Origin of the sequence: Kribbella polygonati, from assembly GCF_050320105.1 — a bacterium.
Lineage (GTDB): Bacteria > Actinomycetota > Actinomycetes > Propionibacteriales > Kribbellaceae > Kribbella.
Genome location: NZ_CP190129.1, coordinates 5,552,204 through 5,565,960 on the forward strand (window position 1 = coordinate 5,552,204; position 13,757 = coordinate 5,565,960).

The following is a 13,757-nucleotide window of genomic DNA, read 5'->3' on the forward strand; positions in this document are numbered from 1 at the left end:
GGCTACCTGGGCTCGGGGGCCGGGACGGCGGGAGTCTCCGGCAGCGGTGTGCCGTCGAGCTGCAGGCCGAGGTCGGCGGCCGTGACCCGCTCCGCGTTCTCCCCGTCGGTCTGTTCGAGCAGGCCCGCGGCACCGGACAGGCCGACGGCGATGTTCGTCAGGCTCTCCTGCAGCGCGGCGCCGGACCCGGACAGGCTCGCGATCCGGGTGCTGTACCCGTCGAAGGTCTCCTTGCCGAGTGGGTCGTGCCCGCACGCCGCCTGCACCGCCTCGACGCTGATCGCCTCCAGCGCCTGTGCCAGCGCCGGCCCGCACTGCATCCCGGTCCCGTACAGCCCTTCGCCCACCTCGTACACGGCGCTCGGGTCCACCCGCGTCATGACAGTCGCTCCGCGAGTTCGGCGTACCGGTCGGCGAGTTTGGTGGCGATCATGGTGCTCGCCTCGGCCAGCGTGGCCAGTACGGCGGCCGCGAGGCCGGCCGGGTCGTGGGCGCCGAAGATGTCCGGATCGAACTCGATCGCCCGGACGTCGCCGTGGGCGCCGATCGTCACCTTGATCAGCCGGTCCGGCGAGACCGCGGTGGCGGTCACGGACGCCAGCTCGGCATGTACTGCGTTCATCGCGGTCAGCGAACGTTCGAGCTCGTTCTGCAGACCGACCGCCCGCAGTTCCCGGCCGAGACCCATCTCCGACAGTTCCATGGGCACCAGGGTCGGGTCCGGATGGCGGTCGTGGTCAGCCCTTGGCCACAAGGGGTCAGAACCCGTGGCCCGATCGGGCCGGGACCTACGGTCGCGACCATGAGGACTGCCAGAACGGGCCGCTGGGCCGCGGCCGCCGCCGTGGTGTTGTCGGCCGGCCTGCCGGCGACCGCGGCCGCCGCACCCCCGGCAGGCATGTGCCAGAACGCCGAAGCCGGCGGTACGCCGGTGAACAAGTTGCCGTGGGCCCAGACCTGGCTGGCACCGGACCGGGTGCCGCCAGAGGTCACCGGCCGCGGCGTGACCGTCGCGGTGATCGACTCCGGTGTCGACGCCGACCATCCGCAGCTGCGGGGCGCCGTACTGCCCGGCCGCGACCTGCTGACGCCCGGCGACCTGCGCGCGAACTTCGACTGCGTGTCACACGGTACGGCGGTGGCGAGCATCATCGCCGCGCGGCCGGTGCGCGGGATCGGCTTCCGCGGCGTCGCCCCGGGCGCGCGGATCCTGCCGATCCGGGTCAGCGAACGGGACGCCAGCGAGCAGACCGGCGAGTCGGTCGACGCCACGGTGTTCGCCGGCGCGATCCGGTACGCCGCCGACGCCGGCGCCGCGGTGATCAACATCTCGCTGTCGATGTACTCCGACCTGAAACCGGTCCGCGACGCCGTCCGGTACGCCCAGCAGCACAACGCGCTGATCGTCGCGGCGGCCGGCAACGCGCACGCCGAGCAGGGACCGGACCCGGTCACGTACCCGGCGGCGTACCCCGGTGTCGTCGGCGTCGGCGCGATCACGATCGACGGCACCCGGCTGTCGAACTCGCAGGTCGGCCCGTACGTCGACATCTCCGCGCCCGGCGGCGGCGTACTGGCCGCGACCCGGGTCCGCGGCCACCGGTACTACGACGGCACCAGCTTCGCGACGGCCTTCGTCAGCGGTACGGCGGCCCTGGTCCGCTCGGCCGATCCGCAACTCACGGCGAGCGAGGTGGCGAACCGGCTGATCGCGACCGCCACGCCCGCGCCCGGTCCGGCGGACGAGTACGGCGCGGGCGTGGTGAACCCCGCCCGGGCCGTGCAGGACGTCCTCGCGTCCGCGAAACCCGCCGTACTGCCCCGGGTTCGTCCCGCCACGGCGGAACGACGTACCGCTGCCTGGGGCTCGGCGGAGCGCCGGATCGTCGTGTTCTCCGGCGCTTTGGCGGGGTTGGTACTGATCGCCGCGGCCGTCGTACCGCTCGGCCGGCGGCGGGGCTGGCGGGCAGGCTGAAGGCCCGGCCTCCTGCACGGAGGCCGGGCCTTTCGTTCGGGGTCAAACCTGGTCGAGGGCGGTCGCGGCGGCGTTGTCGGCGCGCTTCATCCCGATCCACGAGTCGTCCAGCGCGGTGCTGCGGCGACCGAGCACCAGGTTGATCTCCTCGTTGGCCTGGGTCCACAGCTGCTGCACCTGCTGCATCTGCGGCGAGCCCTCCTGGCTCTTCCAGGCGGCGAGCAGGTTGCGCATCGCGAGCTGGAACTGCTCCTGCAGGTCGGTCACCTGCTTGTTCGCGGAGGCCATGTCGATGGCACCCTGCGCCATCTGGTCGAACGGGTAGTTGATCATCCTGCGTCCCTTCTAGAGCACCGTGGTGTCGATGGACGCGCCGAGCCGGCCGAACGCCGTGTGGCTGGTGGCGTCCTCGGTCTCGTACGCGGTCTTCGAGGTGGTGATGCCGTCGGCCATCCGGTGCAGCTTCGCGCACAGCTGGTCGACCGCTTCGAGGTGGTTGTGGTGGCCCCGCCAGAAGACGTTCTTGATCTCGCCGTCCATCGGGGTCAGGCTGGTCATCGAGCTGTCGAGCATCGTCATCACGGACTTCAGCGCGTCGCCGATCCGGGCGGCCTCGCCGGCCGTCTGCACCATCCTGGTGGCTTCGGTCTCCACACCGGCCATGGTGGTTCCTCCTCTGTTGGGATTGCCGGTACGTGATCACCGGTCGGTGTCACGCTCGTTGCGGCGGTCTGGCTAGATCCGCCACAGGTCTTCGTCGAGTACGTCGCGTTCGACCGCGCGGGCGGGCGTCCGCTTGCGTTTCCGCTGCGGTACGCCGGCCGCGCGCGGCTCGCCGTTGCGTCCCTGGAGATCGGACTGCACGCCGTTGCGGCGCATCCGCTCGGTCTCGCTCTGCTCGGGCGAAACGTTGAACCCGGGTTTGCGGTTCCCCGCGGCACCGGGCTTGATGTCGCGCGCACCGTTGCCTCCGGCCCCCATTCCGCCGTTCTGCGGCGGGTACATCGGCGGCGTACTCTGCTGGGTGCCCGTCGCGGCAGTCGTCGATGTCTTGCCGGCCAGCGTGGGCTCGGAGCCCGCCGTACCGGCGACGGTCGTGGACTTCTGTACGGGCGTGCTTTCCTTGGTACCGGCCGGGTGCCCGAGCGAACTCCCGCCGATCGAACCCACCGGGAGGGCGCTGGATCCGCTGTTGCCGACCGGCGGGAGCGTCGCGTCCGGGTGGAACACCGGCGCGGTGGTGGTTCCCGTACTGCCGGCGAGCGACGGATGATCGCCCACCAACCCGTCCATCGGTGGGCCCGCAGGGGTGGTGGTTCCGGTCGTTCCGGTCGTCGTGGTGGGCGCCGGCGTACTCGGCGTGAGCAGGTCCTTGAGGTGCTGCAGCGCGGTGATGCCCTTGTCCGCGATCTCCGGCACCTTGGCGACCACGTCGAGGAACTTCCCGGCCTCCTCGATCGGGTCCTTGTCCGCGGGCTTGTCGTCGGGCTTCTTGTCGTCCGGCTTCTTGTCGTCCGGAGACACCTTGGTCGGCCCAGCGGCGTCGGCACCTCCGCCGGCCTTGGAGGTGTCGGTCCCGTCACCCTTGGGCTGCGTCTGCGGATCCCCGGGCAGGCCGATCTCCGGGCCGTCCCACTTGGCGAAGTCGGCGCTGACCTTGTCGAGTACCTGGATCAGTGCCTGGGAGACGGTGTTCATCTCGGCCTGTGCGGCAGCGACCGAGTTGTCCGAGACCTGTTGGCTCCAGCTCCTGACATTGGCGTCGCTCGAGGTCAGCTTCGACTGCGCATCGGTCCAGGAGGCGAACAGCTGCTCCATCCGGCCGCGCGCGTCGGTCAGCGTGTTGCCCATGGTGTTCAGGCGGTTCGCGATGTCGGTCGCCTTGACGCTCCAGTTGTGCAGGAAGTCCGCGCCCTTCACCGTCTCGTTCCGGAACGTCACCCAGGCTTGGGAGCCGGTGCTCTGCTGCCAGGTGCGGACGTCGTTCAAAGCTGTCGTGAGATTGCCGGAGGCGGTCTGCAGGTCGTTCGACGCGTTGGTCCAGCGCTGGGCGTGGGTGTGCCAGGGTTCGGGATTCTGCGTCTGCAGCTCGGCGTGCATCCGGCCGACGTCCGTCTCGGACGCATACGGCCCTTGTTGCTGATGGTGGTCGGTCATCGTTCGTACTCCTGGTCGGCTCAGGCGCGGTCTTCGGGGTACTCCGGCAGCTGCGGCGGCTTGTCCTGCTTGCCGTTGGCAATCATCGGCAGGTGCTCCGCGCTCCAGACCTTGTTGAGTTCTTCGGCGTTGACCTGGTCGCGCTGCCCGAAGTGTTCGGCGATGTCGCGGGAGAGCTTGGCGAACGCCGCGACACCGCGGCGGCCGCGTCCGAGGTGGTACTCGGCCAGCATCGCGAGCTTGGTGTACTCGTGCGCGGCCTGCGGGCCGCCGATCACGTCGCCCTGCAGGTCGTCGCCGGTGTCGTCCGCGAAGCCCGGCACCTTGAGGCCGTCGGCGGCGTTCGCGAACCCGGACAGTTCGGCGTACGAGAATTCGAGGTTGCTCATCAGGCTCCGTTCGGGTCGGGTTCGGCGAGCTGGATCAGTTGGGCGTCGCCGCGGCGGCCGACCAGGCGGCCACGGCCGGGCGGGAGGGTTTCGGGCCGGGCGGTGCCGAGCAGGGGGCCTTCGGCGCGGTCGCCGCTGAGCAGCAGGCCGGGGGTGCCGAGGTCGCGCAGGCGCGCGATCAGCGGTTCGAAGATCGCCCGGCCGGCGCCCCCGCTGCGGCGGGTGACGATCAGGTGCAGGCCGATGTCGCGGCCGTGCGCGAGGTAGTCGATCAGGCCCGCGAGCGGGTTGCCGGTCTGGCCGACGACCAGGTCGTAGTCGTCCACCAGGATGTGGATCTGCGGGCCCGTCCACTCCCCGGACTGCCGTCGTTCGAGCACCGGGACCAGGTCGGCGACCATCGCCTCGACGCCGCGCGGCTCCGAGAACGTACCCATCACGTGTTCACCGGTGATGCCGAGCGAGCGCCGGTAGTCGACCAGGATGATGCGTGCCTCGTCCGGGCGGTACCGCTCGGTCAGCGTCCGCCCGATCCGGCGCAGGAACCCGGTCTTCCCGGACTCGGTGTCGCCGAAGAGCAGGAAGTGCGGGTCGGCCTCCAGGTCGACCGACACCGGCCCGAGATCGCTTTCCGCCAGCCCGATCGGCAGCCCCGGCACGGGTTTCCTCCGCAGTACGGCGGTCAGCTCCTCGTCCGTCAGGTGCAGCGGCAGCAGCCGTACGCGCGGTGCTCCCGACACGGGCCAGGCGGCCGCGAGCTGCGGGCCGAGGCCGGCGTCCGGCGTGGCGATCACGAAGTGCTGCGCCTTGTCGGCGAGGCCCCGGCCGGGCTTGTCCGCCGGTACGCTCATCGCCGCGCGCCGGTCGATCACCGAGTCGGACGGGTCGCCCAGCCGCAGCTCGATCCGGGTCCCGAACAGATCGCGGACCGTGCCGCGCAGGTCGAACCAGCGCGAACAGCTCGCGACCACGTGGACGCCGTACGCGAGCCCGCGGCCGGCGATCTCGCTGAGCGTCGACTCGAGGTCCTCGAAGTCGGAACGCAGCACCGACCACCCGTCGATCACCAGGAACACGTCGCCCCACGGGTCGTCGAGGAACTCCCCCGCCGCCCGCCGCTGCCGGTACGACGTCATGCCCTCGATGCCGTGCTCCGCGAAGTACCGCTCCCGCTGGACGAGGAGCTGCTGTACCTCGGCAACCGTCCGGCGTACTGCGCCGACGTCGAGGCGCGAGGCGACACCCCCGACGTGCGGCAGCTCCCGGAGCCCCGCGAGCGAGCCGCCACCGAAGTCCAGGCAGTAGAACTGCACCTCGCGCGGCGTGTGCGTCAGCGCGAGCGCCGACACGAGCGCGCGGATCGCCGTACTCTTGCCGCTGCGCGGACCGCCGACCACGACCGCGTGCCCGGCGCCGGACGCGAGGTCCACTGTCAGCGGATCTCGCCGCTGCTCGAGCGGCTTGTCAACCAGGCCGATCGGCACCCGTAGCGTCCCTTGCGCAGCGGCTGCCGCAACTGTGAGCCCGCGGTCCGGGTCGACAGTCAACGCCGGCAGGAGCGCGGTGAGCGGCGGCGGGTCGTCCAATGGCGGCAGCCAGATCTGATGGGCCGGTTTTCCCTTGTTTTCCAGCCGATCCACCAGGATGTCGAGCAGCTTCTCGCCCACGCCGTCCTCTTCCGGCTGCTCGTGTACGACGGCAGCCGGCATCGACACGTACGCACTGGTGTACTCAGCCACGTCGTCCGCGAACTCACTGGACACCGTGTGCGCAGCCGCCCGATGCACACCGGACACGTACGCCGACCGGAAGCGCACCAGCGTCTCCGTACCGATCTGCAGGAACCCATGCCCCGGCGCCCGTGGCAGCTCGTACGCGTCCGGCATACCGAGCACCACCCGGCTGTCCATGGCAGAGAACGTCCGCAGACCGATCCGGTACGACAGGTGCGCGTCCAGCCCACGCAGCCGGCCCTCCTCCAGCTTCTGACTGGCCAGCAGCAGGTGTACGCCGAGAGCACGGCCCAGGCGACCGATCTGGTTGAACATGTCGATGAAGTCCGGCTTCGCGGACAGGAGCTCGGAGAACTCGTCACAGATCACCAGCAGCGTCGGGACCTCCGGCAGGTCGGCACCTGCTGCTCTGGCGAGCTCGTACTCGCGAACCGACTCGTAGTTGCCGGCCCGGCGCAGCAGCTCCTGCCGGCGGATCAGCTCACCACCGATCGCGTCGGACATCCGGTCGACGAGCGCCAACTCCTCGCTGAGGTTGGTGATCACCGCGCTGGTGTGCGGAAGCCTGTCCAGCTTGGTGAACGTGGCACCGCCCTTGAAGTCCACCAGTGCGAAGTTGAGGCTGTCGGACGAGTGGGTGGCCGCTAGTGCGAGTACCAGCGTCCGGAGCAGCTCGCTCTTGCCAGAACCGGTCGCACCGATCAGGAGACCGTGCGGGCCCATACCGTCCTGCGCGGACTCCTTCAGGTCGAGTTCTACCGGCGTACCGTCCGCCGTGACACCAAAGCGGACGCGTAGCCGGTCTCTGTTCGGCCTAGGACCCCAGTGGCGGGCAGGGTCGAAGTTGTAGGGGTCCCCGAGGCCCAGGAGGTCCGTGAGGCCGAAGACCGAGGCGAAGCTCTCCTCACCGTCTCCACCCGCCGACAGCCTCAGCGGCGCGAGCAGGCGCGCCAGAGCGTCAGCGTCCTCGATCGTGAAGCTGTCCGCCATGCCAACCTCAGACTCGCCGTCTGTCGTAACACTGGTCAGTGCGCCGTCGTCCCCGACATCCAGCAGCACACTCGATCGGTCGAGCAGCCTGGGCGGTTGGGTGGTCAGGTCGATGACACTGACGCCTTCTACGCCGTTGCCAGTCATCAGGTGGTCGGAACCGAGCACGTCCCCGCCGTCGATCAGTACGACGATGTGTGGCCCGTCGACGCGGCTTGTTGCCGCCGGGTCGAACCTGGGCCGCTGCGCGAGCAGGTCACCCAGCACGGACTCCAGGTCCGGAACACTCTTGCTGATCAGGCGAATGGGACCCAGGGCATCGGACTTGTCCGGGTGGTGCGCATGCGGCAGCCACTTCAGCCACTCCCAGTCCGCTCTGGTCTCCGGGCCGACGACAGCCGTGATCAGCAGGTCGTCCGGCGAGTGGAACGTGGCCAGCTGCGCCACGAGCGCACGAGCCAAGCTCTGCGCACCGTCACCGTCTACGTACACGCGGGCAAAGCCGCGCAATGCCATCGCCACCGGCAGCCCTGGCACGGACGAGTACGTCGTGATGAAGCGGCGCAGTGCACCGGCTGACAGCGGCTCCAGCTCCTCGAGCGGGACTGTGTCGGGCGGAGCGACCGGTGTGGCGAGCGGCTGCGCTCCGGTGCCGACCCGCACGATAGCGAAGTCCGGGTCGTTGCGACGGCGCTCCCAGAGCCGATAGCTCTCCACCAACGTCCACAGCTGCGTCGGGTCCGGGTGCAGATAAGACAGCGCAGTACGTTGCTGTACAACGGCCCGCCGAGCGCGGATGCGCTGCTGGGACAGGTGTCTGAGGTACCCGCGCCGCGCTCGCGCCATCTCCCGCCGCGGGGCGCCCTGGCCGGCGAACGCGACCGCTGCCATACCCAACGCCGACAGACCGAACAGTCCGCCGACGATGTAGCTCATCTTGCCGCCACCGCCGAGCGTCGAGTACATCAACGCCATCGCGCCGCCGCCGGCGAGCATCGGCACCATCATCACGTACTGCGAGAGCTGCTTGCCGGCCGGACGCGGCAGTGCCGGCGGCGGGTCGAGCGTGACGTCGCCACTCGGCAACGCCGGGCCCTCGCGCCGCGGCGGTCTGCTGACGATGACTGTGGACATGTTCCAGGACGCTAGGCGCCGTGACAGCGGTACAGGGGACGGCGGCCACTAGCGGACTGTCCACAAGCTGCAGCCGTCCGGTTTGATGGTTCGGCGCGTGCCACCGTGACGGACGTGAGCATTCGCGGACTGGTCAAGGTCACCATCGACGCACCCGAACGCCGCATCGACCTGGCCCTGCCGGAGCGGTCGACGGTGGCCGACGTGCTGCCCGGGATCCTCCGGCACGCCGGCGACGACCTCGCCGACTTCGGCGCACTGCAAGGCGGCTGGGTACTGCGCCGTCCCGACGGCGAGGCCCTGGAGACGCACCTGGACCTGTCCGGCCAGGGCGTCCGGGACGGCGAGATCCTGCACCTCGCCCCGGCCCACCAGCACTGGCCGGAGCTCGAGTACGACGACCTCGTGGACGCGATCGCCACCGACGCCCGGTCCGGTGGCCGCGCCTGGACACCAGGAGCGAGCCGCTGGTGTGGGTTGATCGCTGCTGCTGCCGCGTTACTGACCTGTCTGGTCCTCATGCACAGCCCGTACTTCGCTCTTGCGACCGCGGGCGTGCTGATGGCGATCGCGGTCCTGCTCTCACGTGCTGTCGGCGACGGTGCCGCCGCTGCGACGGCAGGCGCGGTCTCCTTGGTATTCGCGGTGACTGGTGGAGCGCTTGAGGGCGCACCACGGCTGACCGCGGGTGGCGCAGCACTCCTACTGTTCGGGTTGCTCGGCTACGTCGGGATTGCTCGCCATACCGCGGTCTTCGTGGCCGCTGTGAGCGCAGGTCTGCTCGCGCTAGTTGCCGGCGGGTTAGGTGGGGCGCTCGACGCTACGCGGTCAGCAGCTGTTGTTTGTGCAGTGGCCGTCGCCCTGATTCCAGTAGCTGCTCCACTGGCCATGCGGATCGGCCGGCTGCCCAAGCCCGTTCTTCCTACCAGTACTGCGGACCTGCTGGCTGACGCGCCGCAACCACCTCGCCGTTTGGTGCACGCCGCCGTACTGCGGTCTGCTGCGCTCTACACGGGCATCTTGGCTGGGCTGGCCGTTGGGCTCGCCTGTTGCCTGTATGTGCTCGCACGGTCGACGTCCACGCCCGGCCGGGTGCTGGTGGTGCTGGTTGTCGGCATTTGCCTGCTGCGATCGCGGCTGCTGCCTGTGGTGGCGCACCGCCTGAGCTTGGTTCTCGCTGGACTGGTAGGGCTCGGCTGCTTGCTGGTGCAGTCGCCGTACCTGCTGCTGGTGTTCGCTGTCGTGGCTGCGTTCCTAGGGCTCTGGTACGCGCGGCACCGGCCAGGGGCATACCTGGCGCGGTACGCCGAGCTGGCTGAGGTCGTACTGGTGCTGCTGGTGGTTCCTGTCGTGCTGTGGGTGCTCGGGCTGTACGCGTACGTCCGTGGGCTGGGTGGGTGACTTATGGCCTCCAAACGGGATCAGCTGCAGTCACACCAGTTCGTCAAGCAGCGGATGACGCATGCGTTGCTGCTGCGCGAGACGGACCCGGAGTACCCGCCGTTCCGCCGCGGCATCGTCGCCATGCTCGTCGGAATCGGGCTCGCCGCACTGGTGCTGGTCGGCACCGGCGTCTACGGGCAGCTCTCGCCCGGTGGGAAGACCTCTTGGAAGTCCGGCGACCACGTGATCGTCGAGAAGGAGACAGGTACTCGCTACGTGTACCGCGACGGCGTCCTTTACCCGGCTGCGAACTACGTGTCCGCCCTGCTGCTGGCCAACAAGTACAGCACTCCCTTGATGGTGTCGGCGAAGTCCTTGCTCGGCGTACCGCGCGGCCAGCGGGTAGGGATCGCCGACGCGCCGGACTCGCTGCCTGACAAGGGACGGCTGCTCGGCAGCGGCTGGTCGATGTGTGCCAAGCCAGGGACCGATTCCTCGGGCAGCCCGATCGTCCAGTCCGTTCTTCTCGTCGGAACCGAGCAGGGCGGTACAACAGCGGACTCCCTGCTCGTGGTCGGGCCTGGCGGCCGCCGGTACCTGATCTGGCACGGCTACCGGCACCTGATCCAGCAGCAGGCCACCGTCGCGGCAGCCCTCGCCTTGAACGACGAGGTGTGGATGCAGGTCTCGTTCGTCTGGCTGGACCTCATCCCGTCCGGCCCGCCGCTCGGCCCGATCTCCGTCCCCGGAGCGGGCACCCCGTCCGCTCTCCTACGACCAGGACGCGTCGGCACGCTGTACGTCGTACAGACGTCGACCGGCCAGGGACAGTACTACCTGCTGCAGCGGGACCGGCTGGTGGCGATCACCTCGCTGCAGTACGACGTACAGCGCACCGCTCCGGCAACCCGTGCGGCGTACCCAGGTGCTGTGCCCGAGGCGGTGTCGCTGGATCCAGCTGTGGTGGCGCAGGTCTCGGGCGGTGTGGGTACTACGACGTCCGATTCGGCCCTGCCGGCGACCAGGCCGACGTTTGCGCGGCCTGACTCGTCCGGGGTATCGGTGTGCGCGGTGTTCTCCGACGGGCAGTTCCGGCCGCGCTTCACGCTGGCAGGGTCACTGCCGTCAGCAGGTGACGCCGGTGCGACAGCAGGACGTGACCCCAACGGGCTGCCGCTGGCCGACGTGGTCGTCGTACCGCCAGGCCATGGCGCCGTTGTCGAGTCGATGGCTTCACCTGCACAGCCGGCCGGGTCAGGGGCCTTGTCGTTCGTGAGTGATCTCGGACGGCGGTACCAGCTGGCCGGCCGCGACGTGCTCGGTGTCCTCGGTTACACCCAGCCGCCGGTGGTGCGGCTGCCTGCCGAACTGATCAGCCGGATGCCCGCGGGCCATGCGCTCGACCCGTCCGCGGCGACGTACCCGATCGGCCCTTGATGAATCTAGGAGGAAGCATGGATATCGGCACACTGACCGTGGTGCCCGACGAGTTGCGGCAGTTCGCGGCGATGGCACCGCTGGCCACGGTCACCCCGGTCTCGACCACGGTCCAGGCCACGCCGCCGCTGGCCGGTCCGATGCCGGAGAGCGCGACCGTCGAGGCCCACGTCCGGTTCTGCGTCGAGCACACCGGCACCGTCACGCTGCAGGCGACCAACGGCATCGCGTCGCTGATCGACTCGGCGCTGTCGATCGCCGGCCGTTTCGAGACCGCCGACCAGGCCAACGCGACCGTGCACCGGGCGCTGGCCGACGAGCTCCCGAGCTGATCGGGGACCGCGATGGGTGCGTACTTCGGGATGGAACTCAACACGATGGCGGCGATGCTCTACGGGCAGCGCGCCGAACCCTGGCACGCGGGCGCCGACCTGTGGGGCTCGGCCTGTCAGCAGCTGCTCGCCACCCACGGCGACCTCGGTGCCGCGAACGCGGCGATCGCCACCTGGCCGCTCAGCATCGGGTCTGTGTCGCAGGTCGCGTTCAACGGCCAGGTGGTCGGCAGCCTCGCCTCGCTCGGCGAGTGGGCGGCCTACACCGGCGCGATGTCCGCGGCGCTGCGGCTCGGCGGTACGGCGCTGAACGCGGCGCAGGCGGTCATGCCGGCGTTGCAGAGCGGGTACGACACCGCCATCTCGCTGAGCGCCGTACCGATCATCGGGCCGTTCGCGGCACAGGTCGCGGTCGGGCTGCAGCAGGTCGGCGCCGGGATGATGGAGGCGGTCGGCGTGGTCATGCAGGCCCCGACTGCGGTACCGCCGCCGGCTCAGGGCTGGCAGGGGCCGGGTGCCGATGCGGCGCCGACGCCCGCGTCGCCGGTTCCCGCCATACCGGCGTCCGACGTGCTCGATGCGACGGAGAAGCTGTTCAACGCGATGGACAAGGGCGTCGGTCTTCTGACCACGGTCACCGGGCTGATGCAGTCGAGCGGTCTGGGGAGTACGACGGGGTCGACGACGAAGCTGCCGGACTTCAAGAAGCTGCCCGGGACGCTCATCCACTCGGACCTGCCGACGCTGGCGGGTGGGGCGACGACACCGCCGCCGACCACGCTGCCGGAACCGGTGTCCGCGATCACGTCGGCTGGTAGCAGCTTCCCCGGCGGGATGCCTGCGGCGGCGTTGGCTGGGTCGCTCGGGGCGCTCACCAGCTCGGCGGCCAGCGTCAAGTCGGGCGCCCTGGGCTCGGCTGGTGCGCGGATCGCGGCCGGGACGGAGCCCGGTCTGGCCGGCGGTACGGCGCGTGCTGCGGCGGCAGCTGCTGCCAAGGCGATGCCTACGATCGCCCCGCCGATGTCGGGCGGCGGCGGTGGCGGTGGGTCGAACGAGAGTCGCACTCGCAGCCGCAAGGAGACACTGCGTCGTACAGGTGTCCAGTCCGACCTCCAGGGCCGCACTGCGCAGGAACAGTTCACACTGCCGCCGGTACGCCGCCGTAGTGATGGCCCGGCGCTCGATGACGAGCTGTTCACGTGACGACCTCTCCGACCTCGGCCCCGCAGGTGGTGGCCGCCTCTGCGCAGGCGGTCGCTGCCGCGGTGACGAGTACGGTGGCGCCACCGCGGGTTGTACCGGCGCGGGTGGTGCCGCGGCCCGCCGTACGGCCGGCTCCTCCGGCGCCGGTGGCGCCTGTGGTTGCTCCGGCGGCTCCTGCCCCGGTCGCTGCGCCTCCAGCCGAAGTACGGCGTACGCCGCGCGTGCGGGTGGGTCAGGTGGTCAGCTCGCAGCTGGCGGTCGCTGTGGTCGCTGCTGCGATCGGCCGGGGCTGGGTGACTGCGGTTGTCGCCGCACTGGTCGGGCTGGTCGTCGTTGGTCTCACTGCGAGCTGGCGGCGCGGGCTGTGGTCCTACCAGTGGCTGTACCTCGCCGTTGCGTACCTGGTGCGCGGCACTCGGTTCCACGGGCTGGGCGGAGCACGGGGTGAGCTCGAGGACGGGGCGGGCACCATCGTTCGGTCGGACGGGCTCACGGTGCTGCTGGAGACCGACGTACCCCCGGAGCTGACGCCGGCGGAGCTGCTGGACGAGAACACCGGCGTACGGCTGAAGCTGCTGCGGCGGCCCGGTCGGGCCTGGATAGCGCTGACGGCGCTGCGGTCCGCTGACCGTCCGCAGGACTCGGAGCTGGAGCTGCTGCTGACCAACACGGTCCGTCGGCTGACCCGCCGGTTGCGCCGCCGCAACTTCCGGGCTGTACCACTCGGTCCTGCCGAGCTGACCGAGGTACTGGCAGCGCTGACGCCAGAACAGCTCACCGAGGAGTGGGACGCGTTGGCCGTCGGCCCGGCCCGTTTCCGGACGTACGCCGTACCCGCTGGGCTCGCCTTGCAGCAGCCGGGCGCGGTCGCTGTCAGCACGTCCAGCGACCTCGACCACGCGCTGGTACTGGCTCCGGCCGACGCCCCTGTCGCGCCGGAGGCCATAGCTCAGACCGGTCGGCACAAGGCTGCTTTTCTCGCCGCTCTCCCCTGATACGGCGGCCGCTGGACAGCCAATGTATC

Annotated in this window: 13 protein-coding genes; 6 read left to right on the top strand and 7 right to left on the bottom strand. The window is 70.2% G+C overall.

Annotated features, from left to right (window positions below):
- Positions 1 to 2: 2 nt before the first annotated feature.
- Together ACQHIV_RS26225 and ACQHIV_RS26230 are read right to left on the bottom strand one after the other, a co-directional pair.
- A complete protein-coding gene (locus ACQHIV_RS26225; protein ID WP_427886036.1) occupies positions 3 to 380 on the bottom strand; it encodes a hypothetical protein in 378 nt (125 codons plus the stop codon).
- Positions 377 to 703, bottom strand: coding sequence for a YbaB/EbfC family nucleoid-associated protein (locus tag ACQHIV_RS26230; protein WP_427886038.1), 327 nt, complete (start codon positions 701 to 703; stop codon positions 377 to 379). The genes ACQHIV_RS26225 and ACQHIV_RS26230 overlap by 4 nt, the downstream gene beginning before the upstream one ends.
- A gap of 99 nt (positions 704 to 802) precedes the next feature.
- Between ACQHIV_RS26230 and mycP the strand changes: the two genes are divergently transcribed.
- The gene (mycP, locus tag ACQHIV_RS26235; RefSeq protein WP_427886039.1) at positions 803 to 1,975 is read left to right on the top strand and encodes a type VII secretion-associated serine protease mycosin; all 1,173 of its coding nucleotides are present in this window, start codon (positions 803 to 805) and stop codon (positions 1,973 to 1,975) included.
- 42 nt (positions 1,976 to 2,017) lie between these two features.
- Here the strand turns inward: mycP and ACQHIV_RS26240 are convergent, their stop codons facing one another.
- From ACQHIV_RS26240 to eccCa, 5 genes are all read right to left on the bottom strand, one after another.
- Complete coding sequence (locus ACQHIV_RS26240) at positions 2,018 to 2,308, bottom strand: hypothetical protein (RefSeq protein WP_427886041.1); 291 nt, start codon at positions 2,306 to 2,308, stop codon at positions 2,018 to 2,020.
- Positions 2,309 to 2,320: 12 nt separating this feature from the next.
- Positions 2,321 to 2,638: a hypothetical protein gene (locus ACQHIV_RS26245; protein WP_427886043.1), complete on the bottom strand. Its 318-nt coding sequence runs from the start codon at positions 2,636 to 2,638 to the stop codon at positions 2,321 to 2,323.
- A gap of 72 nt (positions 2,639 to 2,710) precedes the next feature.
- The gene (locus tag ACQHIV_RS26250) at positions 2,711 to 4,132 is read right to left on the bottom strand and encodes a hypothetical protein (protein ID WP_427886045.1); all 1,422 of its coding nucleotides are present in this window, start codon (positions 4,130 to 4,132) and stop codon (positions 2,711 to 2,713) included.
- Between the two features lie 20 nt (positions 4,133 to 4,152).
- A complete protein-coding gene (locus tag ACQHIV_RS26255; RefSeq protein ID WP_427886047.1) occupies positions 4,153 to 4,521 on the bottom strand; it encodes a hypothetical protein in 369 nt (122 codons plus the stop codon).
- On the bottom strand, positions 4,521 to 8,378 hold the full coding sequence (gene eccCa, locus ACQHIV_RS26260) for a type VII secretion protein EccCa (RefSeq protein ID WP_427886049.1): 3,858 nt from the start codon (positions 8,376 to 8,378) through the stop codon (positions 4,521 to 4,523). The genes ACQHIV_RS26255 and eccCa overlap by 1 nt, the downstream gene beginning before the upstream one ends.
- A gap of 114 nt (positions 8,379 to 8,492) precedes the next feature.
- Between eccCa and eccD the strand changes: the two genes are divergently transcribed.
- Genes eccD through ACQHIV_RS26285 form a run of 5 tightly spaced genes read left to right on the top strand, consistent with a single transcriptional unit; the run spans position 8,493 to position 13,728 of the window.
- Complete coding sequence (gene eccD / locus ACQHIV_RS26265) at positions 8,493 to 9,779, top strand: type VII secretion integral membrane protein EccD (protein WP_427886050.1); 1,287 nt, start codon at positions 8,493 to 8,495, stop codon at positions 9,777 to 9,779.
- A gap of 3 nt (positions 9,780 to 9,782) precedes the next feature.
- A complete protein-coding gene (gene eccB, locus ACQHIV_RS26270) occupies positions 9,783 to 11,198 on the top strand; it encodes a type VII secretion protein EccB (protein ID WP_427886052.1) in 1,416 nt (471 codons plus the stop codon).
- 17 nt (positions 11,199 to 11,215) lie between these two features.
- Positions 11,216 to 11,530, top strand: coding sequence for a hypothetical protein (locus ACQHIV_RS26275; protein WP_427886054.1), 315 nt, complete (start codon positions 11,216 to 11,218; stop codon positions 11,528 to 11,530).
- A 12-nt stretch (positions 11,531 to 11,542) separates the two neighbouring features.
- Positions 11,543 to 12,733, top strand: coding sequence for a hypothetical protein (locus tag ACQHIV_RS26280; protein WP_427886056.1), 1,191 nt, complete (start codon positions 11,543 to 11,545; stop codon positions 12,731 to 12,733).
- Positions 12,730 to 13,728: a type VII secretion protein EccE gene (locus tag ACQHIV_RS26285; protein WP_427886057.1), complete on the top strand. Its 999-nt coding sequence runs from the start codon at positions 12,730 to 12,732 to the stop codon at positions 13,726 to 13,728. The genes ACQHIV_RS26280 and ACQHIV_RS26285 overlap by 4 nt, the downstream gene beginning before the upstream one ends.
- The last annotated feature ends 29 nt before the right edge of the window (positions 13,729 to 13,757 follow it).

Coding starts and splice junctions, on each gene's coding strand:
- ACQHIV_RS26225 (WP_427886036.1), bottom strand. CDS start 380: ATGACGCGGGTGGACCCGAGCGCCGTGTACGAGGTGGGCGAAGGGCTG.
- ACQHIV_RS26230 (WP_427886038.1), bottom strand. CDS start 703: ATGGAACTGTCGGAGATGGGTCTCGGCCGGGAACTGCGGGCGGTCGGT.
- mycP (WP_427886039.1), top strand. CDS start 803: ATGAGGACTGCCAGAACGGGCCGCTGGGCCGCGGCCGCCGCCGTGGTG.
- ACQHIV_RS26240 (WP_427886041.1), bottom strand. CDS start 2,308: ATGATCAACTACCCGTTCGACCAGATGGCGCAGGGTGCCATCGACATG.
- ACQHIV_RS26245 (WP_427886043.1), bottom strand. CDS start 2,638: ATGGCCGGTGTGGAGACCGAAGCCACCAGGATGGTGCAGACGGCCGGC.
- ACQHIV_RS26250 (WP_427886045.1), bottom strand. CDS start 4,132: ATGACCGACCACCATCAGCAACAAGGGCCGTATGCGTCCGAGACGGAC.
- ACQHIV_RS26255 (WP_427886047.1), bottom strand. CDS start 4,521: ATGAGCAACCTCGAATTCTCGTACGCCGAACTGTCCGGGTTCGCGAAC.
- eccCa (WP_427886049.1), bottom strand. CDS start 8,378: ATGTCCACAGTCATCGTCAGCAGACCGCCGCGGCGCGAGGGCCCGGCG.
- eccB (WP_427886052.1), top strand. CDS start 9,783: ATGGCCTCCAAACGGGATCAGCTGCAGTCACACCAGTTCGTCAAGCAG.
- ACQHIV_RS26275 (WP_427886054.1), top strand. CDS start 11,216: ATGGATATCGGCACACTGACCGTGGTGCCCGACGAGTTGCGGCAGTTC.
- ACQHIV_RS26280 (WP_427886056.1), top strand. CDS start 11,543: ATGGGTGCGTACTTCGGGATGGAACTCAACACGATGGCGGCGATGCTC.